This window comes from Rhodococcus sp. MALMAid1271 (genome assembly GCF_049195265.1).
In the GTDB taxonomy this organism is placed as follows: domain Bacteria; phylum Actinomycetota; class Actinomycetes; order Mycobacteriales; family Mycobacteriaceae; genus Rhodococcoides.
The window spans coordinates 17,074-37,688 of sequence record NZ_JBMIRQ010000047.1 but is presented as its reverse complement, the minus strand read 5'-3'; the positions used below and the strand labels follow the sequence as shown (position 1 = coordinate 37,688).

General features: G+C 64.7%; 16 protein-coding genes. 5 read left to right on the top strand and 11 right to left on the bottom strand.

Annotated elements, in window-relative coordinates:
* From ACOQFP_RS03925 to ACOQFP_RS03885, 9 genes are all read right to left on the bottom strand, one after another.
* Window positions 1-1,617: an AMP-binding protein gene (locus tag ACOQFP_RS03925; protein WP_421583514.1), complete on the bottom strand. Its 1,617-nt coding sequence runs from the start codon at window positions 1,615-1,617 to the stop codon at window positions 1-3.
* 20 nt (window positions 1,618-1,637) lie between these two features.
* On the bottom strand, window positions 1,638-2,663 hold the full coding sequence (locus ACOQFP_RS03920; protein WP_421583513.1) for a DUF2786 domain-containing protein: 1,026 nt from the start codon (window positions 2,661-2,663) through the stop codon (window positions 1,638-1,640).
* Window positions 2,664-2,684: 21 nt separating this feature from the next.
* Window positions 2,685-2,936, bottom strand: a complete 252-nt coding sequence (locus tag ACOQFP_RS03915; RefSeq protein WP_421583512.1) for a hypothetical protein — start codon at window positions 2,934-2,936, stop codon at window positions 2,685-2,687.
* A gap of 91 nt (window positions 2,937-3,027) precedes the next feature.
* Window positions 3,028-3,168, bottom strand: coding sequence for a hypothetical protein (locus ACOQFP_RS03910; protein WP_421583511.1), 141 nt, complete (start codon window positions 3,166-3,168; stop codon window positions 3,028-3,030).
* 39 nt (window positions 3,169-3,207) lie between these two features.
* Complete coding sequence (locus ACOQFP_RS03905) at window positions 3,208-4,806, bottom strand: FAD-dependent oxidoreductase (RefSeq protein WP_421583510.1); 1,599 nt, start codon at window positions 4,804-4,806, stop codon at window positions 3,208-3,210.
* 60 nt (window positions 4,807-4,866) lie between these two features.
* Window positions 4,867-5,886 carry a diiron oxygenase gene (locus ACOQFP_RS03900; RefSeq protein WP_341243626.1) on the bottom strand — a complete coding sequence of 340 codons (1,020 nt, stop codon included), beginning with the start codon at window positions 5,884-5,886 and terminating at the stop codon, window positions 4,867-4,869.
* 80 nt (window positions 5,887-5,966) lie between these two features.
* A complete protein-coding gene (locus ACOQFP_RS03895; RefSeq protein WP_421583509.1) occupies window positions 5,967-7,268 on the bottom strand; it encodes a T3SS (YopN, CesT) and YbjN peptide-binding chaperone 1 in 1,302 nt (433 codons plus the stop codon).
* 82 nt (window positions 7,269-7,350) lie between these two features.
* Window positions 7,351-8,514, bottom strand: coding sequence for a hypothetical protein (locus tag ACOQFP_RS03890; protein WP_341243624.1), 1,164 nt, complete (start codon window positions 8,512-8,514; stop codon window positions 7,351-7,353).
* A gap of 48 nt (window positions 8,515-8,562) precedes the next feature.
* A complete protein-coding gene (locus tag ACOQFP_RS03885) occupies window positions 8,563-9,237 on the bottom strand; it encodes an NUDIX hydrolase (RefSeq protein WP_421583508.1) in 675 nt (224 codons plus the stop codon).
* A 61-nt stretch (window positions 9,238-9,298) separates the two neighbouring features.
* Here ACOQFP_RS03885 and ACOQFP_RS03880 point away from each other — a divergent pair, with 61 nt between their 5' ends.
* Together ACOQFP_RS03880 and ACOQFP_RS03875 are read left to right on the top strand one after the other, a co-directional pair.
* The gene (locus ACOQFP_RS03880; protein WP_341243622.1) at window positions 9,299-10,225 is read left to right on the top strand and encodes an ADP-ribosylglycohydrolase family protein; all 927 of its coding nucleotides are present in this window, start codon (window positions 9,299-9,301) and stop codon (window positions 10,223-10,225) included.
* The gene (locus ACOQFP_RS03875; protein ID WP_421583507.1) at window positions 10,222-10,731 is read left to right on the top strand and encodes an O-acetyl-ADP-ribose deacetylase; all 510 of its coding nucleotides are present in this window, start codon (window positions 10,222-10,224) and stop codon (window positions 10,729-10,731) included. The genes ACOQFP_RS03880 and ACOQFP_RS03875 overlap by 4 nt, the downstream gene beginning before the upstream one ends.
* Window positions 10,732-10,737: 6 nt before the next feature.
* Here the strand turns inward: ACOQFP_RS03875 and ACOQFP_RS03870 are convergent, their stop codons facing one another.
* Window positions 10,738-11,421: an excalibur calcium-binding domain-containing protein gene (locus ACOQFP_RS03870; protein ID WP_421583506.1), complete on the bottom strand. Its 684-nt coding sequence runs from the start codon at window positions 11,419-11,421 to the stop codon at window positions 10,738-10,740.
* A 169-nt stretch (window positions 11,422-11,590) separates the two neighbouring features.
* Window positions 11,591-11,941 carry a VOC family protein gene (locus tag ACOQFP_RS03865; RefSeq protein ID WP_206490804.1) on the bottom strand — a complete coding sequence of 117 codons (351 nt, stop codon included), beginning with the start codon at window positions 11,939-11,941 and terminating at the stop codon, window positions 11,591-11,593.
* 152 nt (window positions 11,942-12,093) lie between these two features.
* Here ACOQFP_RS03865 and recC point away from each other — a divergent pair, with 152 nt between their 5' ends.
* The 3 genes from recC to recD are packed head-to-tail and all read left to right on the top strand — an operon-like array spanning window position 12,094 to window position 20,611.
* Window positions 12,094-15,411, top strand: coding sequence for an exodeoxyribonuclease V subunit gamma (gene recC / locus ACOQFP_RS03860; protein ID WP_421583505.1), 3,318 nt, complete (start codon window positions 12,094-12,096; stop codon window positions 15,409-15,411).
* Entirely contained in the window at window positions 15,408-18,752 is a 3,345-nt protein-coding gene (locus ACOQFP_RS03855; RefSeq protein WP_421583504.1) for a UvrD-helicase domain-containing protein, read from the top strand. Before recC ends, ACOQFP_RS03855 begins: the two co-directional genes overlap by 4 nt.
* Window positions 18,749-20,611, top strand: a complete 1,863-nt coding sequence (gene recD / locus ACOQFP_RS03850) for an exodeoxyribonuclease V subunit alpha (protein ID WP_421583503.1) — start codon at window positions 18,749-18,751, stop codon at window positions 20,609-20,611. Before ACOQFP_RS03855 ends, recD begins: the two co-directional genes overlap by 4 nt.
* The last annotated feature ends 4 nt before the right edge of the window (window positions 20,612-20,615 follow it).

Here is a 20,615-nt window from a genome sequence, read left to right as displayed (position 1 = left end):
CTACCCGTTGATCTTGGACGCGGACGTGCCCCATTCCGCATCGCGCAGTTCCTTCTTCCTGATCTTGCCGGTCGAGGTCTTCGGCAATTCGACGATGAACTCGACGTTGCGCGGGGCCTTGTACGAGGCGATGGCCGATTTCACGTGCGTCACGAGGTCGGCCTCGGATGCGTCCGCGCCCGGTGCCAGCACCACGAAGGCTTTGGGTCGCTCTCCCCACTTGTCGTCCGGTACGCCGATCACGGCGACATCGGCGACAGCGGGGTGGCTGGCCAGAGCCTGTTCCACCTCGATCGTCGAGATGTTCTCGCCGCCGGAAATGACGACGTCCTTGGCGCGATCGAGGAGCTGAACGTAGCCGTCCGGGTGCATCACACCGAGATCTCCGGAATGGAACCATCCGCCCGCGAAGGCCTGCGTCGTGCCGGCGGTGTCTTTGTAGTAGCCCTTCATGACGTTGTTGCCGCGCATGACGATTTCGCCCATTTCCACGCCATCGTGTTCGACATCGATCAGTGCTCCATCGGGACCGGGCTCGTTGCGCACCACGCGTAGTCGGTCGGCAGTGAGCATGCCGACTCCCTGCCGGGCCAGCCGTTGCGCCTGCTCGTCGGAGGCGAGTCCGAGCCACTCCTGTTTGGCCTCGCACACCGAGTACGGTCCGTAGGTTTCGGTGAGACCGTACACGTGCACGAGGGTGGCCCCGAGAGCACGAATCTTGCCGATGATCGTCGGGCTCGGAGGAGCACCCGCCGTGACGATGGTCAGTGGGCGATCCAGCGAATGTGCCTGCGCTGCAGTGGCAAGAGTGGTCAGTACGGTCGGTGCACCGGCAAGATGGTCGACGCCGTCGTCGATGGCCGACCAGATCGCGTCCCCGCGCACTCCACGAAGGCAGACGTGCGTGCCGGACGCAGCCGTGACCGCCCACGTGGTGCACCAACCATTGCAGTGGAACATCGGCAGTGTCCACAGGTAGCGGGTATCGATGTCGAATCCCTGGTGGTGCAGTTCCCCCAGCGAATTGAGGTACGCACCGCGGTGGGTGTACATCACGCCCTTGGGTCGCCCGGTGGTGCCCGAGGTGTAATTGATCGTGATGGTCGAGGTCTCGTCGTCTACCTCCCACGCCATCGGCTCGTCCGAGCCGCGTTCGAGGAAAGCGTCGTAGCGAGTGGTGTGCGGCAGCTTGTCGTACGTGCCGTCCACCGAGGGAGTCTCGACGATCTCGGTGACCGAATCTGCGATGGGATCGGTTCCGAGCCCGGCCAGCAGTGCCGAATCTCCGACCAACAGAACCGAACCGGAGTGATCGCAGATGTAGCGAACTTCGTCCGGTGAGAGCCTGGTGTTGATCGCGACCAGAACACCGCCGGCCAGCGGCACCGCGTAGTGGGCGAACAGCAGCTCGGCCGAGTTCGAAGCGATATAGGCCACCCGATCGCCATGGCCGACGCCCGAGGCGCGCAACGCGTGCGCGAGCCGGGTGACGAAGGCGGCGAACTGTTCGTAGGTGAAGGTGCGTGGACCATCCTCGACGGCGGTTTTGTGGGGATGAACCTCCGCAGCGCGTTCGAGGAAGCGAAGTGGCGTCAACGGAGTATCCAGACCGGTCATGTCAGCCAATGTAGCGCGCACTACGAGGCCAGATCGGGTTTGTCGATACGTTCGCGCCCACCGGTCAGGTCCGCGCGTTCGGCGGCGGTCCGGCCCGCAAGCCAGCCCTGGGCATTGTCGCTGCCGAACTTCATGGTTTTCGTCGATGGATACCTGGCAGCGTAGACACGGTCCACTGCATCGGATCGCTTCGCCATGATCGGCACCAGAGCCGACCCGTGTTGTTGTGTTGCCGCCGCTGTGGCTCGCCTGCGTGCGTCCTGCAATCGTTCGCCGACTCGATGGGCGTATGCGATCAAGAACGCATTACGGAAGCTGCGTGTCCGCGCGCCCGGGGAGTCGGCGACCTCGTCGAGTGCGCGCGCCGATTGAACCAGCAACGAGGTGTACAGAAGCTCGCAGAGATCGAGATCGACGGGCATACCGATCACGGTCGCCAGCAAATACTTCTTCGTCCATACCGTTCTGGCACCGTTGGCCGTGCACACGCTGTGCAGTAGAAGCAGTTTGGCTTTCGAGTACGGATTGCTCACCATGATGCGACGACTGATGACATCGTCGATCAGGCTGCGAGGATTCCCCGTATCGAGGAGAGCGCTGTCGATCGCATAGCGCGTCATCAGGTTCTGGGCTTTGGCAGAGAACGCCTCGGCCTCGGCGGGGAATTGCGTCGACTCGGCTTTGGCCAGTAACCCTCGTATTCTCCCGAGCATCTTCGAGTCGGCCTCCTGCCGCGGACCGGTGGACGTCTTCGATGTCCATCGAGCGGGAGGGGGCAGGAGTGTCTCGAGGGGTAACAACCATGTTGCGCAACCGAGTACGAGCAACAAGGTGTACCACGAGTGTGCCGATGTTCGCCGGGTGCGCGAACGCCATCGCCGAAGTCGGTCGGCGGACGTGCCGCCTGCAGATTCGACGCCGAGCTCGGACAACTGATCTCGCCAGGAATCCGGAGCGAGCCTGTCGGCAGAGCTTCGTGCTGCATGAGAGCCGATCGCCTCGATCATGACCACGGCGCCGTCCCCTCCCGCGCTCTGACGCGCCACGTGTACCAGTTCGGCGGGCTGTCAACCGTTCTCGAAAGCCGCGTCGAGAGCATCGTCGAGTATTTTCGCCGCGCGATCGTGCACCGACACAGCACGGTTGATCTCGTCCGCGGCGGACAGGCGATCTGCGATCAGCTGGGTCATTACCTTGGCCGACGACCCCAGCTGGGCGAAACCGATTCCCCTGTCGAGCAATTCGTTCGGTTCGGAATCCGCGCGCACATTCGTAGCCTGCGTGTACTCGAGAAAGCCATCCACATCTATACGACTCATCGTTGTCCCCTCCACGTTCCCCCGGTGTGGCCCCCGAACTTTTCGGTGAATCGCAGAGTAGGGGAGGGGTACGACACGTTATTCGAACATGTCAGCGAGGGCCGAGCATCTTCAGCAGTTCTTCGACCGACAGCAGTCCGAGACTCGCTGGAAGGGTCGGAACAGCAGCGGCGGTGGGCGGTGCCGTCGACTCGACACTGCTGAGCGCTCGGGTGGTGACTGGCGGGCGCATTGATCCAGGCCGCGGGTGGGAGGGGGAGAGAGCGATCGGTCAGGGCCGCCGCAGCGTCGAGAGCATGTTTTTCGATCGGCGTAGTGGACTCCGGCTCGGCTCGGCGGGCACGCTGCTCTGCAGTTCGAGCGGATCCGATAGGCGACCGGCGTTGAAATCGTCGACCAGATTCCCGACGGTTTCCTGGGCGCAAGACTTGTTGGTGCCGATGAATCCCGAGGGCCCGCGCTTGATCCATCCGGTGACGTAGGTGCCGAGGGCTGTCGACCCACCCGGTTCCCTGAGTACGCGTCCGCCGATGTTGGGGATGACGCCGGCACGCTCGTCGAAGGGAACTCCGGGTAGCGCGACGCCGCGGTAGCCGATGGAGGTGAGCACCAGTCCGGCATCGAGGGTGTCGATCTCTCCGGTCGCGGTGCTGCGCACCAGACCGTCACCGTCTGCGGTCAAGTCCATCCGCTCGAACTCGATGCCCGTCACTCGATCGGTGCCGAGGATCCGAGTGGGGGAGAGCAGGTATCGCAGTGTGATGCGCTTGCGGTCGGTTCCGTGCTCCGGTGATTCCTCGGCGTGACGCAGCAGCTGCAGTTTCTGGGCGACCGCGTGGGGCAGATCGTCGGTGTCGGCGAGCCGAGCTGTCACTGGGTCGAGTGTGAGTTCATCGCGGTCGATGGTGACGTCGATGTCGGGAACGGTCACCAATCCGGCGAACTCGGGCACGGTGAATGCCGACTGTGCGACGCCTCTGCGGCCGACGACGACCACCTCGCGAATGGAGCTGTGGCGCAGGGCCTCCAACGCGTAGGGTGCGATGTCTGTTTCAGCGAGTGCGTCGGGGTCCGTCGTCAGGATGCGGGCGACGTCGAGGGCCACGTTGCCGTTGCCGATGATGACGGCGCGCTCGTGCGAGAGGTCGAACGTGCGGTGTGCGTGATCGGGGTGGCCGTTGTACCAGGCGACGAAGTCGGTTGCCGAACTGCGGCCGGGCAATTCGGAACCGGGAATGCGAAGTTCGCGGTCCGTTGATGCCCCGACTGCATAGATCACGGCGTGGTGGGTGGCCATCAACTCCTCGTGGGTGATGTCCTTGCCGACCTCGACCCCGAGGTGGAAGGTGAATCCCTTCTGCGCAGAGATGGTGTCGAAGAGGCGTGATACCTGACGCGTCTTCTGATGGTCGGGCGCGACGCCGAGGCGAGCGAGGCCGTGTGGTTGCGGGAGTTTGTCGTAGACATCGACACTCACGCCCGGTTGCGTGAGCAGCTCGTCCGCCGCGTACATCGCGGACGGGCCGGACCCGACGATAGCCACTCGAAGAGGTTGACGATCCCGTGACACCGAGGCCGCGGGGGTGACCGGTGCCAGGATCGGCCGAGGTGGGCGCTCCTGCTTGTAGAAGTCCGCATTGATCGTCAGGAAAGGAAGTTGGGCTTCGGTCAGCTTCGCCTGCGGCACAATGGCATCGACCGGGCAGGCCGAGACGCACGCGCCACAGTCGACACACGACTGCGGGTCGATGTGCAGCATTTCTGCCGTCAGGAAATCAGGCTCGTCGGGCGTGGGGTGGATGCAGTTGACGGGGCAGGCGTAGACGCATGACGCGTCGCTGCAACACGATTGGGTGACGACGTGGGGCATGAGGGGTTCCTGACGGCTGGCGCTGCTGTACGGATAACTGGCGCGTGAGGTGTCGAGAGGTTACGCGGCGAACTGGTGCGAGCTGCGGTCGGGCTCGCTGCGGAAACGGGAGGCCTTGCCATCGATTCCGCACAGCTTCCACATCAGTCGAGCGGCGCGATTCATCATGCCGGTGTCGGTGGCCAGCATGCGCACATCACCGAAGTAGTCCTGCAACGCGTGCTGCGACTCCGGAGTGCCCCAGAACAGGTCCTTCTTGACCTGCTTCGGGATGTCGAACTTCGTCCAGAACTTCTTCGGTGGAATGACGATGACATCGCACAGGATGCGCATCGTGATCGGAAATGCCAGCGACAGCAGGAACCGTCCGGCCTTGGACATCTTGGGGACGCGACGACGTAGGAGTTGGTGTGCGAACGAGATGTGCCGGGCTTCTTCGGCAACGTGAATGGCCATGACGCCCTGCATGATCGGATGGATATCCTCGCCGGAACGCAGGACCGACTTCTGGATGTGGTCGATCGGCTCTTCCCCTGCGAGCACTCCGACGAAGAACAGTTCGGGTAGAAGTGTGGCGAACAGGGGGATGAACGGCGAGAGCATCTTCATCGGGCGGCTCATACCGGGGGCATCGGCACCGACGCGATTGACCATCTCCTGGAACATCAGGGTGTGGTTGCACTCTTCGATGGATTCGTGCGTGCAGTAGCGTGCCTCGGCAGATCCATTGGGCAGCGAGAAGACGTACTGCATCATCCCTCGGATCAGGATGTTCTCGAATTGCAGACCGACCTTCGCGACATTGGCCTGACGCCACATGCCGACCTCGATCTGCTTGTCGAGCGGAAGGGCCTGGTACCAGGCGTGGCCACCGATCGGGTCGGTCTTGGCGGGGAGCACCCAGCGTGGATCGTTCGCCGGCACCGCGAACTTCTCCGACTCCCAGTCGATGTCCACGTAGGGGTCGAAGTGCTTGTGCACCGATCCCTCGGACAGCAACGTCAGCGTCTCGATGTACTGCTGCTCGTCGGCGGCGTCGGTATCGACCGGAACGGACGTAGTGCCTGTCGTCAGTGTCATGGCTTCTCCCAGCGTCGTGTGAACTAGAGTTAATGTAACTCTAGTTCACATAAAAAGGAAGCCGTCTGAGCGAACTCGGGCTACTGATCCTCCGAACGGTCGTCGGATATCTCTGCCACGTCGTCGGTCTCGAACAGCTGCAGCTGGATCGCCGAGGGATCGACCACCGGCGTCACCTGCTCAGGTGTGCTGCGGAGCACCTCGCGCAGTGCAGCGGTGGTTCGGGCCCAGCTCGAGGCTTCTCGATCTGCCTCGTCGACGTCACAATGCTCGTCGCCGAGGTCTGCAGCGACCGCCATCCCACGCCACGACGCCTCCTGTTCTGCGCTGATGCGCAGGTACGAGACGACGACATCACGGTCGGACGAACAGCACACCAGAACGGCATGGAGGTCGAGGGGCTCGTCCGACCGGGCGGCCAGTTCGACCAGTTCCAACAGACCGTCCGGAAACTCGTGTACGTCCGCAGTCACCGGCGTCGGCTCGCCGAGCTTCCCGCCGAAGTCCTCGGCGAACTTCTCGTCGACCTGTTCCCACACGTGACTGAGCATGCGTACCGCCCACAGCAGGTGATCGGCGACGAAGGGCGAGCCGCTGACCCGCACCTGAGCGACGATGCAGTCCTGGACCAGATGCAGCATGACGTCGGGCAGCTGCAAGTTGAGGTCCACGAGCAGTTCGGCCGCGCGAGTACGACCCGATACTGCATGGACGAGCGTCGAATTGATCTCGACCACCGGTTCGGAGGGTTTGACCGATACATAGGCGGTGCCGCTTGCGAACCTCAGCGGAATGTCTCCGTCGGGGTCGTGAACCGGCGGGAAGCCGAACCACGGTTCGAGAGCGCGATCGACCAGCTGTTGCAGATGCTCTCTGCCCCTGGGCTGCACACACAGGGGCACGACGGTGCTGTCCGGCTCGGCGGCTGAGGGATCGAAACCGGGCACGTCGTATCGCCCCGTGGCGCGTGAGCTCAGGAAGGACGGGTGCGGAAGTCCCCAGATGTCACGAAAGACCGAGACCGTCTTCTTCGCCAGATCGTCGGACCACGATCGATTGCGGTCCACATGCGGCGGTGTCGGATCGGCATCCGATGAGACCCGAAAGCCCAATGCACTCAGGGATTCTCGCTGTTCGCCTGTGATGGCGCGAGTGCTGCTGAGGTGCTCGTTCGCGGGAATCTCGCAGCGGACCATATCGAGATCCCAGGCATAGAACTGTACGCAGGCAGCGGTGTCGGGGATGCCGTCGGTGGTGTCGTATCGAGACTCGATCACAAGGGCATCACCGTCACGCATGGCGCTGACATAGTCGCCGAGGCTGCGCTGAAACAGCATCCACGCGGCGTCGAGGTCGAAGTCGAACTCGAGTGAATCGCTCATGTCGGCTCCTTACCCGGATCGCGCTGACGTGACGCGCGTGCGGACACGCTAGCTGCGACCACCGACACGGTCGCGGCGGCGGTCACCTCGACGCCGAATCCTCGGCAGAGTCGACGAGCGAATCGTCGTCGATCGCACCGAAGGGCTGCGCCTCGGCCACGCCGTCCAACACCGCAGGCCGCAGCGCGTGTGGAACGGCCAGCACCTCCTCGATTCTGACGAGGATGCCCTGCTCGATCAGGGATCGAACTCGGTGATCGATCAACTTGGCCGTACGCAGATCCTCGCCCTCGAGGTCTGCGTAGTCCTCACCCTCGTTGTTGATCGGTAGTTCGTCGGTCATCGCGGCGAGCAGAGTCTGCACGGCGAACGTATTGGCGAGCGACCACGACACGTCCGGGTCGTCTGCGTCCCCGGACAACTGCACGCGCACGTGCTCGGCGACGAGCTCGTGCATGGTTTCTGCGCCACGGCCGGCCAAGGAATGGGCGTTGTCGCCCGGCTTTGCGGTGTCTCCGTCGATTCGAACGAGTTCCGTCGCGATGGCCGTCGACCAGTAGTCGATGGCGGCGATGTCGGTTCCAGGGCCGAGCTGGGCGGGATCGAACTGCACCGATCCGAGGGCGTGCTGCAGCTGAATATCGCTCGACACGGCCATACCGTCGCTCACCCGCTCGACGATGTCGTCCAGTGCAGGCAGGAGCGGCAGCGCCGAGATTGCGGCCAGCTCCTGTGCCAACGTCACATCGGGCAGGTCGATGTCATCGGCGTCGAGCATGTCTGGCTCGTCGCCCTCGAGGAAGTCCGAGAGGTCGTCCATGCAATGCGCGTAATCCTCCGCACTGCCGTCCCAGAGATCGGTCTCGTCCAGGAATGTCAGGTACTGAAGTGACGTGAGTACGAGGTTGACTGCGGTGTCCTCGGCGGTATCGGATTCCTCCTGAAGAATCCGTTCTGCGGCGTCCACCAGCAAGTGAGCGTCGGCCGGCAGCCAGGCGGTGGGGGAGAAACCGGGTCGAGCTCCCGAAAGCTGAGTCAGCGTCGACGACACGAGCCGCGAGATCGCCTCCGACTGTTCGGACATCTCGCTTTCGGCCAACCACTCGACGAATCCGTCGATCACGTCGGCTATCTGCTGGGCGTCGGCCCCCGACGGAGTCGAACGGGATTGCTGGTGACGCCGTTGCCGGGCCTTGGTCTTTTCTGCACGTTTCTGTCCGCGGTTGGCAGGCCGCTTCGATCCCATGGCTGCCAGCCTATCTGCTGGCATGTCCGGTTTCGAAGATCCATGCCCTCAGCCGAGCAGGAAGGAGCCGGCCGACGGAGGGAGGGCGGGGTTCGGGGCGCGCCGATACAGCTCGGCGGGTCGGCCGCCGCCTGCCGTGGACGTCGTCCCGGTTGCCTCGAGCGCGCCGATCACGTGACGGCGGAAGGTGTCTTTCGTGAGCGAGCGGTCGAAGACGATCTCGTACAACTCTCGCAGCTCGAGGAGCGTGAAGGTCTCGTTCGGCAACAGTGCGGGATCGATCTCGCGTGCGTAGCGCTCACGCAGGTCGAGAACCGCTTCGGTCACCATGTCGTCGTGGTCGAAGGCCAACGGTGACACCGGTCTCGCATTGTCGATGGGAACGAATTCGGTTGTCGCGGTAAGGGATCGGACTGGGGCCACTGCGCTGTGTGCCATCGACAGAACCCATCCGCGGTCGTCTCGATCCGGCACGTCGAACAGTCGCAGTTGGTGAAATACGAGATCGACGATGGCCGCCTTGGTCTCGAGTGCGCGGTCGGCCGCATCGGACAACCTCTCTCCGGGGCGCAGGAATGTTCCAGGAAGCGCGAGCCCTCGCTCCGAGTGCACTGCGACGACGTGCAGTCGGTTGTCACGGAGGGTCAGGACAGCTACGTCGACTGCCACGGATGGGCGTGGGTAGTCGGTCAGGGCGTTGCCCTCTCGATCTCGCCAGGTCATGTCTTGCATATTAGCGTGAAACTGATCTATGATTAGCTCAATATCGAGCAAAGGGGTAGTTGTGCAACTGACGGACAATCAACAGGATCGAGCGAGGGGCGTTCTGCTCGGAACAGCAGCGGGCGACGCATTGGGTGCCGGCTACGAGTTCGGATATCCCTCGCCCGAGACGCCGATCGCCATGGTCGGCGGCGGGACGTTCGACTGGGCTCCGGGGGAGTGGACCGACGACACCTCGATGGCACTGTGCGTGGCGCGGGCTCTCGAATCAGGCGGTGACATCGACGAGATCGCCGATAATTTTCGTGCGTGGTTCGCGCAGAACCCTCCTGACGTCGGAAATCAGACTCGCGCCGTGCTCTCGCAGGCCACCTCAAGCGGCGCGGACATGGCCGCCGCGGCTGCGTCCTTGCCAGGCAGAACAGGTGGCAACGGGTCGCTCATGCGGACCGCGCCGGTCGCCTTGGCCTACCTCGACGATCCCGCAGGATGTCGAGCTGCTGCAGCGCGGATCAGCGATCTCACGCATGCCGACCCACGTGCCGGCGAAGCGTGTCAATTATGGACTCACGCAATTCGATACGCAGTTCTGCACGGCACATACGATGGCGTCTCGGAGTTTCTCGACGAGGCCGACGCCGATGTGCGAGCGTTCTGGCAGCCCTTGATCCAGCTGGCCCAGGCAGGAGAGCCCTCGGACTTCCCCCGCAACGGTTGGGTGGTGCACGCCCTGCAGACCGCATGGTGGGCAATCCATCGTTGCCGGGACGAGAAGCGGCCACTACCCGCAGCTCTCGAACTCTGCGTCCGCGCGGGCGGCGACACCGACACGACGGCAGCCATCGCCGGCGGACTCCTGGGAGCGCGCTGGGGAGCATCGGCGGTACCGCAGGACTGGCGCGACATCGTCCACGGCTACCCAGGGCTTCGTGCCGAGGACCTCGATCGCATCACCACGAACATCATTGCAGCGAAGGAACTTTCATGACAATAATCGACGTCGTCCAGGGCGACATCACGGCCGTGGCGGCGAGTGCGATCGTCAATGCGGCCAACACAAAACTGCTCGGCGGCGGCGGGGTGGACGGGGCGATCCATCGCGCCGGCGGGCCCACGATCCTCGCGGAATGCAAGGTGCTGCGGGCCACCACCCTGCCGCACGGGCTCGACGTGGGCGCAGCCGTTGCGACAACCGCAGGCAGATTGCGCGCGGACCACGTCATCCACACCGTCGGGCCGCGGTACTCCCTGCACGAGGACCGATCTGAATTGCTGCGATCGTGCTACGCCCGGAGCCTGGCCCTGGCCGCGTCGATGAACTCGAAGTCAGTCGCGTTTCCACTGATCTCCGGCGGGTCCTTCGGATGGCCGATGCACGAAGCCGTCACCCAGCAAGTGGTGGCCGTGAAAGCTGCGCGGCCCTCGGTCGAACTCGTCATGCTGGTCGCCTACTCCCGCGAGAGTGCAGACCTCACGCGGCGATTGGTGGGCTGACCGTGGTCAGTTCTCGCAGCCGATGCCGTCTCTGTCGCGGTCGAGTTTGACGCTGTAGCCCGGCTCGCCGGCGTAGATCGGCGCTGCGCCTGCCGCGCGAACAGCATCGCAATTCGCGTACGAGACGACGGGCGGCGCTGCGACAAACGGCGCAGGAGCGGTGTAGACGGGCTCGGGGGTGTACACCGGCTCCGGAATGTAGGCGGGCGCGGGATCCGGGAGCGGGATGTACTCCGTCGTCGGCGGCACCTCGACGACGGCAGCGACAGCTTCGGTTGTCGGGGCCACCGTGGTCGTGGTCGGTGCGGGTGTTGTTGTGGTCGGCCGCGCGGAGGTCGTCGTGACGGTCGGGAGCGCGGGCACGGCCGCAACCGGGGCAACGGCGGGAGTCTCGGACTCGGTGGTAGTGGTCAGACCCGCGAAGACCAAGGCGGGAAGGACGGCGATTGCCGGGATCGCCCAGCCCTTGCGGCCCTGCGCGGGCGACGAGCGCAAGTACACGACACCCGCGCCGAGCAGCAGAGCGCCGACGAGCAGAGCGCCGAACTCGAACGACGTGACTGCGCCGATCAGAAAGATGACACCGAAAACGATTGCAGCCCAAGCGAAAAACTTGCCGAGCAGGGGACGACGTTGGGTCGTCGGCTCAGGAGCGGGTCGCTGGAACGGTGGCGGGTATGCGCTGGTCACGGGGGATCGTCCTCAGGTCGGTGGGTGTCGATTCCGCGGCAGAGATGGACCGCGGGACCCGGAAGCACCCCCTGTATCCCTTTCGGACCGGGCGGTCGCATTCCAACCAGCATGTCGTACGGCCGTCGACTGCCGTTACACCAGAGGTCCGGACGGCAACCGGGGTGTGTCAATAGCGTTCTCGGAAGCCGCCGATCGCCGTGATCGAATTACCGTCGGGATCGGAAACGGAGCACAACCGGACGCCCTTGTTCGCCTCGACGATGTCGCCGAACTCGACCCCGCGTGAGCGCGCTGAAGCGACGAACGATTCGAGGTCCTCGACGGCGACGTTGAACTGCGACGAACCGGCCCGTTCGGCATCGACGGTCACCTGCACCCAGGCAGCCGGGGCTGCCTGCCACTCCACCAGACTCGGCATCGGATTGTTGTCCGCGGGCCGATCGAAAAGCCGCTCGTACCAGGCATTCGATGCGTCGATATCGCGCACTGCCACCACTGCAAACACGTGTCCGAACATGTCGTCTCCTTCGTCTCGATACGGAGTTCACAGATACCGACCGAATTCGACGGCCCAACTCATCGGGCAGAAACTGTCGGAGCCTCGAGTAGGGTCATCTCCTGTCCGGGAATCGGGCTCTTCGTCACGAGCAAGGCAGGGGGATCGCAACGGTGTTGACGCTCCACCGCGCCGAACGCGCAGGAACCCTCGCGGCAGCCCTTGCCGATGTGCTCTCCGTTCCGTTGAACGATTGCTTTGCTCCCGAGGTCGTGTCGGTCCCGGCCAAGGGTGTCGAGCGTTGGCTCACTCAACGACTGTCACGCACATTGGGTGGCCCCGACGGAGACGGTATCGCCGCGAACATCGAATTCCCCAGCCCGGCGAGGCTGGTCTCTCGTGCCATCGCTGCAGTCGACGACATCGACCCAGACGACGACCCCTGGGCCCCGGGACGGGTGCTCTGGACCGCACTGGACGTGATCGACGAATGTCGCACCGAACCGTGGGCGGCCGTACTGTTCGAACACCTGGGAGCCGGGACCGAGGACCATCGAGCGGGACGCCGCTGGTCGACGGCGGCGCATGTTGCGGAGCTGTTCCGCGCGTACGGGACCCAGCGACCCCAGATGCTGCGCGAGTGGCAGGCCGGACGATTCACCGACGGCCACGGCACCGATCTCGACGACGACCTGCAGTGGCAACCGCGAGTGTGGAACATGGTGCGCGAGCGGATCGACAGCCCGAGCCCCGCCGAACGGCTGCCCGTCATATGCGCCCGGCTGCGGGACGCGCCGGAAGCGGTAGACCTACCGAGTCGATTGTCGGTGTTCGGTCCGACTCGGCTGACCACCGATCAGCTCGAGATGCTGGCTGCGCTGTCACACCACCGCGACGTCCACATCTGGGTGCCGCACCCCAGCCCGTCGATGTGGGATGCCCTCGCAGGCATCCCTGCGGTGACGCGTCGACGAGACGACGTCACGGCTCTGGCGGTCGAACACCCACTGTTGGCGAGCCTGTCGCGCGACGTGCGAGAGCTGCAATCAACCCTCGGTTCGATCGCGACGAATTCTGTCTATCACCCGAGCTCTGTCTATCACCCGAGCTCTGTGTATCACCCGAGCTCTGGGGTCGCCGGTACCCTGCTCGCCCGAGTTCAATCGGACATAGCAGCGAACGTATCACCCACCGCCGCAATTCAATCCGATGCCAAGGCAACGTCTTCCGATGGAACGGTGCAGATCCACGCATGTCATGGTCCCGCTCGGCAGGTGGACGTTCTGCGTGAATCCCTGCTGCACCTGTTCGCCGAGGATCCGACTCTGGAACCGCGGGACGTGCTGGTGATGTGCCCGGACGTCGAGACCTACGCGCCACTGATCCGCGCGAACTTCGGGCAGGCAGCGCTGGTGCACCCGGGGCACCGGCTGCGCGTGCGACTCGCCGATCGGGGCCTGCGCCGCACCAACCCCGTGCTCGACGTCATCGCCACCCTGCTCGACTGTGCTCAGGGCCGCGTCACGGCGAGTGAACTCCTCGACTTCGCTGCAAGTGGCCCGGTCCGCGCGAAGTTCTCGTTCACCGACGACGACCTGGAGCGACTGCGCGAATGGGTCACCACCTCGGGTGCCCGCTGGGGCTTGACGGTTCGGCAGCGAGAAGCATTCGGACTGAACGGCTTTCGGCAAAACACGTTCAAGTCGGCACTGGACCGCATTCTCCTGGGCGTGGCTGCCGACGAGACCGGAAACGACTACCTCGACCTCGCCCTCCCACTCGACGATGTCGACAGCAACGACATCACCCTCGCCGGCCGTTTCGCCGAGCTCGTCGATCGCCTTGCCTCGGTACTGCGCGCTCTTGCCGGCCCCGCGTCGGTGACCGAGTGGACGCGGCAGCTCGGTCGCGCCCTCGATCTGCTCGCCGACGTACCGACCGCGGATGAATGGCAACTCGCACAAGCGCATCGCGAGATCGCCGATGCCACCGAACACGGCGGCGAAGCCGAGCTTCGACTCGCGGACGTCCGCGCGATGCTCGCCGGGAGACTTGCGGGCCGACCCACCCGAGCGAACTTCCGAACCGGCGAACTGACCGTATGCACCATGGTCCCGATGCGATCGGTGCCGCACCGAGTGGTGGTGCTTCTCGGGCTCGACGACGAGGTGTTCCCGCGAGTGGGCAGTATCGACGGCGACGACATCCTCGCCCGCGACCCTGCCATCGGCGAACGAGACCTCCGCAGCGAGGATCGGCAACTCCTACTCGACGCGGTGATGTCCGCCGAGGAGAAACTCCTACTGTTCTACACCGGAGCCGACCCCGTCGACGGATCGGTCAAACCCCCTGCAATTCCGTTGCGCGAGTTGATGGACGTACTCGAGGTGACCGCGGGAGGAAGCGTCGAACATCGGCATCCGCTGCAGCCGTTCGATCCACACAATTTCGAAGCCGAGCACCCCTTCAGCTTCGACGTGGTCGCCTTGGCAGGCGCAGTGGCCAAGCAAGAAACAACCCATCCGGTGCGCCCGTTTCTGCCCGAGGCACTTCCGCCACTACCTCGCGGAGACGTAGAACTCGCCGACCTGATCGCCTTCGTGGAGAACCCGGCGCAGGCATTTCTGCGTCAACGACTGGGCTTTCGAGTTCCCGAGCTCGAGGACGACCTCGCGGACAGTTTGGATATCGAACTGGACCCGTTGTCTCGGTGGAGCATCGGTGACCGGATGCTCGCCGCAGTACTCGCAGGGGGAGACATCGGAGAATTCGCCGACGCCGAGTGGCGCCGCGGCACATTGCCGCCGTTCCACCAGGGCCGACGTGAAATGTCCGATATTCGGCAGATCGTCGGAATCATCGCCGACGTGGCCGCCCCCTTCCACGACGGGCCGGCCGAGACCATCGATATCGCCGTCGATCTCGGTGAGGGTCGGCGTCTGACCGGCACCGTGACCGGAATCCACGATCGCACTCTGGCGCGCTCGTCCTACTCGCGTCTGGCTGCCAAGCACCGCCTCGCGGCCTGGGTGCGGCTGCTGGCGGTGGCCGCATCGGAGCCGGGGGAATGGAGCGCCGTCACCATCGGACGGGCAAGCGGAATGCGACCACCTCGTCGATCTCGCCTGACCGCACCGGCCGAGCCCAGCACGGTCCTCCGCGAGTTGGTCGACCTACGCGACCGTGGATTGGCGTCGCCGTTGCCGATTTCGACAGGAACCGCGTCCTCGTACGCCGAGAAGAGGTTCGGGGGCGGAACGATCGAGGACGGCTACGAGTCGGCCACCTGGTCGTGGCGAGGCGACTTCGGAGACGGAACAGATCGATCGCTACGGTACTTGTACGGCCCTACCCTGACGTTTCAGACGCTGCTGGCCGCGACACCCCTACCCGACGAGACCGAACCTTCGAACGAGTCGAGCCGCTTCGGGATTATCGCTCGAAAGCTCTGGGATCCACTGCTGGCCGCCGAAAACATGGGGAACGCATGACCACCGCGCGCGGATTCGATCTGCTCGGTTCGCTGCCGACCGGAACCACGGTGCTCGAAGCCAGTGCCGGCACCGGCAAGACCTACGCCATCGTCGGATTGGCCGCGCGCTATGTCGCCGAGGGCATCGCCGAGATATCCGACCTGCTGCTGGTAACCTTCAGTCGGGCCGCGACCCAGGAACTCCGTGATCGCACGCGAAGTCGATTCGCTTCTCTCGCCGCGCACCTGGCCGACCCGGAAGCCGCTCGTGCAGAACGTGATCCACTGGTCGTATTCCTGGCATCCGCCGACGATGCCGAGGTGGACCGACGTCGCGGCCGGCTCCGCAAGGCACTCTCGGACTTCGACGCCGGGACCATCGTCACCACCCACAGTTTCTGTCAGCGAATGCTCGACGGGCTCGGTATCGCTGGCGAGCGTGAACCCGAATCGACGTTCGTCGAATCGGTGTCCGATGTACTCGAACAGGTCGTGGATGATCTGTATCTGCAGATGTTCAGCGGCGACGACGCGGCTCCGGCGTTCAGCAGACACGACGCCCAGCAGCTGGCGCTGGCGGCAGTGAACGACCCGCAGTCGATCCTCTACCCCGATATCGAGAACCTCGACGACGACGGAAATCGCGAGTCCGAACTCCGCGTCCGATTCGCCCGAGAGACGCGGCGGGAAGTCGAGCGCCGTAAGCGCCAGCTCGGGGTTCGTGACTACAACGATCTGCTCGGACTGCTGCATTCGGTGTTGTCCCATCCGGCGCACGGCGACGCTGCCTGTGCGCGAGTACGAGACCGATTCCGTGTGGTGTTGATCGACGAGTTCCAGGACACGGACCCGATGCAATGGGACATTCTGCGGCGAGCGTTTCACGGATCCACGACGCTCATTCTCGTCGGAGACCCCAAGCAGGCGATCTACGCGTTTCGTGGAGCCGAGGTGCTCAGCTACCTCCACGCGGTGGAATCGGCCGACCATCTGTACGAACTCACTGCCAACTGGCGCAGTGACTCGGGACTGCTCGACGCATTGCATCATCTGTACGGTGGTGCGGCCCTCGGACACGACGATATCGTGGTGCACCGAGTCGAGGCACGAAACCCGCTGCCGCGGATGGTGGGGCATCCTCCGCTACGGCTTCGCTACCTCCCGCGAACCGGTGTCGGTCCACTGCGGCAAGGGTTTCCGGCCGTCGATCGGCTCCGATCCAGAGTTGCGGCCGACGTCGCGACCACCATCGTCGAGCTGTTGTCCAGCAATACCGTGATCGATCGCCCCGACGGGCCGTGCGAGATCGAACCGCGGGACATCGCCGTGTTGACCCGAACGACCAAGCAGATAGCGCTGATTCGGGATGCGTTGGACGGCGTCGGCGTTCCGTCCGTCGTATCGAGCAGCACCAGTGTGTTCGGCACGGACAGCGCCCGACACTGGCTGTGGTTGCTGCAGGCAATCGAGCAGCCGCATCGCACCGATCGCGTACGCCTTGCCGCACTGACCCCGCTCCTCGGTTGGACCGCCGCTCAGCTCGACTCCGGGGCAGAGGACGCGGTGGCCCAGGTCAGCAGCCGCCTACGTGAGTACTCGATCCTCTTCGACGAGGCAGGGTTCGCCGCAGTCTTCGAGCGCGTCTCGGCCCAGTCCGGGCTCGACGCGCGTCTACTCGCCGTGGACGCAGGCGAGCGCACCATGACCGATCTGCGGCACATCGCCCAATTGCTCAATCGCGCAGCAGTATCCGAATCACTCGGAATCACCGCCCTCACCCGATGGCTGACCGATCGCATCAAGGAACCGGCAGCGGGCGGATCCGCCGACCGCAGCCGTCGACTCGACAGTGATGCGGCCGCCGTCCAGATCATGACCACGCACAGCAGCAAAGGACTCGAGTTTCCCGTCGTCTATCTGCCGTATGCCTGGGACACATTGTATTTCAGCAAGCCCTCGACGCTGCTGCTCCACGAGAACGGCGACCGTATCCGAGACGTCGGTGGACCGTCCGGGACGGGATACGCCGCCAGGAAGATCATCAACGATCAGGAGGAAGCGGCCGAGGAACTGCGACTGCTGTACGTCGGGCTCACCCGCGCCGAGAGTCAGGTCGTGCTGTGGTGGGCACCGGGGCGCAACACCGCAACGTCCTCGCTGCATCGCATGCTGTTCGGCCGCATACCCGCAGTTCCGCAACCCGAGCGGTCCTACAAAGTTCTCGACGATGCGACTACCGCGAATCGGCTCCAATCCTGGGTCGGATCGGCTACCGACCTCATCTCGGTCGAACCGGTGGGCTCCGGTGCGCCGTCGGCCGCGCAGTGGCTCCGGCCGGACGAGACCCACCTCGACGTTGCCGCCGCGCGATTCGATCGAAGCCTGGACCTACTGTGGCGTCGAACGTCGTACTCCGCGTTGACAGCTCATGCCCATGATTCCGCACTGGTCCAGCTCGGTTCCGGTGTGACCAGTGAGGCCGAGCACCCCGAGAAGACGGACGAGCCTGCCGAACCACAGCCGGACAGCGACTACGGTCCCGTGCTGGACGGCGAGCCCAGGGCGGAGGGTATTGCGTCCCCGATGAACGGCATGCCCGCGGGGGCCGCATTCGGAACGCTCGTCCACGAGGCGCTCGAACACGTCGACGCCTCTGCTCCGGATCTACTGGCCGAACTGGAACGGCGCTGCAGCGCAGCGGTCGCGTCACGGATGGCAGAGGTCGACCCGATGGCGTTGGCCGCAGCCCTTCTGCCGGTGATGCAGACGCCCTTGGGTTTCGGAACGTTGGCCGACATCGCACCGACCGATCACCTGGCGGAACTGGACTTCGAGCTGCCCTTGGCCGGTGGCGAGGACCCGGTGGCGGCGACGGTCACCCTGAAATCCGTTGCGCGCTCGATGCGGCATCACCTCGATCCGGCGGACGTGCTCGCGTCCTATCCCGATCTGCTCGACGGTATCGAGGCGACACCACTGCGCGGCTTTCTCACCGGCAGCATCGACTCGGTTCTCCGCGTGTCCGGACCGCGCTACGTCGTTGTGGACTACAAGACCAACCGGCTCGCCCGCGGCGACCTGAGCACTGGGCATTTCACCCGTGAGAAAATGGCTCAGGAAATGATGCGCTCGCACTATCCGCTGCAGGCAATCCTGTATGCCGTTGCATTGCACCGGTATCTGCGATGGCGTCAACCCGATTACGACCCGGGTACGCACCTCGGCGGTATTCGCTACCTGTTCGTCCGGGGCATGGTGGGACCACAGACCCCGGCCGGGTGCGGGGTGTTCGATTGGGATCCGCCCGCCGCTCTGGTGGTCGAGCTCTCGGACCTGCTCGCCGGGAGGATCAGTCGATGACGGCCGTCTCGACTGCACTGCGCGGCAGCGGGATTCTGCGCGTGTTCAATGATGCAGGGGTGCTGTCGGCTGCCGACGTACACGTGGCGCTGCGGCTCGGTGCACTGGCAGGGGAGTCGTCCGAGCACGTGCTGCTTGCAGCCGCCCTGACGGTGCGTGCGGTGCGTTCGGGATCGGTGTGCCTCGATCTGCGGCGCCTGCGCGATGTGACGGTCGACGAGAATTCCGAGGTCGATCCGAGTTCGCTTCCGTGGCCCGAGCTGAGCGAGGTGCTCGGTGCCCTGACCGTGAGCCCGCTCGTGGTCGGGAGCTCGAACGGACCACTGACGCCGTTGAAACTGGTCGACACCGATCAGGGTGAGCTGCTGTACCTGGATCGATACCACCTGCAGGAGAGCATAGTTCGCGATGTACTCGATCAGCGATCGCAGACCCACCCGGTCGCCGACGCCGCGGAGATCAGTGCCGCATTGGCCGAGTTGTTCATCGATGAATCCGGCGCACCGACAGCCGCCCCCGATCGACAGCGAATAGCGGCGGCCCTGGCCGCCACACAGTGGACCACCGTCATCGCAGGGGGACCGGGAACCGGCAAAACTCATACGGTGGCCCGCATTCTCGCGTTGCTCGTCCGGGAACACGGAAGTGACCTACGAATAGGTTTGGCGGCACCGACAGGCAAGGCGGCCGCCCGGCTGCAGGAGTCGGTGTCCGAACAAGCCGAACTGCTCGAACTTCCGGCAGATCTGAAGGCGATGACGCTGCACAGGCTTCTGGGCTGGAAGCCCGGTAGCAAGACGAGGTTTCGGCACGACGCCGAGAATCGTCTGCCGTACGACGTCATAGTCGTGGACGAAACCTCGATGGTGTCGTTGACGATGATGTGCCGATTGCTCGAAGCCGTCCGTCCCGAATCGCGTCTGATCCTCGTCGGTGACCCGGACCAACTGACCTCCGTCGACGCAGGTGCCGTGCTGGCAGATCTCGTGGCTCGTCCGGTCACCGGTAGTGAGAACCCGGTGCTGGCCGAACTCGTCGCCGAGGATTTCGCAGCCACCGAGGATCCGGCCGAGGCGGCCCTGAGCGGGTACGAGCGCGACCGACTCAGTGGAGGTGTCGTGCGGCTCAGTCGCGGCAGGCGGTTCGGTGGAGCTATCGCGCGCCTGGCCGTGGCCGTGCGCGACGGCCGAGCCGACGAGGTGATGTCGCTGCTCGAGTCCGGCGCCGAGGAGATCTCCTTCCACGGTCCCGACGACATGGATGCTCTGCGCTCCGACGTGATCGACACCACGGCCGAAGTGACCGCTGCAGCCACGGGAGGGGACGCGGCCGCCGCACTGCTCGGGCTCGAGAAGCATCGCTTGTTGTGTGCACACCGCGAGGGCCGATGGGGTGTCTCACGGTGGGATCGGCAGGCGATGGAATGGGTCGGTGAAGGGAGCGGAACGTTCCTCGATCCGTCGCTCTGGTACCCCGGCCAGCCACTGCTGGTAACGGCGAACGATCACGAGGCGCGGATCTACAACGGTGACACCGGTGTTGTGATCTCCGGAGACAACGGAACCCCGATGGCGGCGTTCCCCCGCGGGCGCGGCCACGTGCTGATCCACCCGAACGTGCTCTCCTCGGTGCACACCGTCTACGCCATGACGATCCACCGCAGCCAGGGCAGTCAGTACGACACGGTTTCGGTGCTTCTTCCCGCCGAGGCATCGACTCTGCTGACCCGCGAGTTGCTGTACACCGCGATCACCCGAGCCCGAAAGCACGTGCGGGTGATCGGGACCGAGGACGCGATCCGTGCAGGCGTCGAACGTCAGGTGTTGCGAGCGAGTGGGCTACGAAGAACGGTCCGGTAGCCCC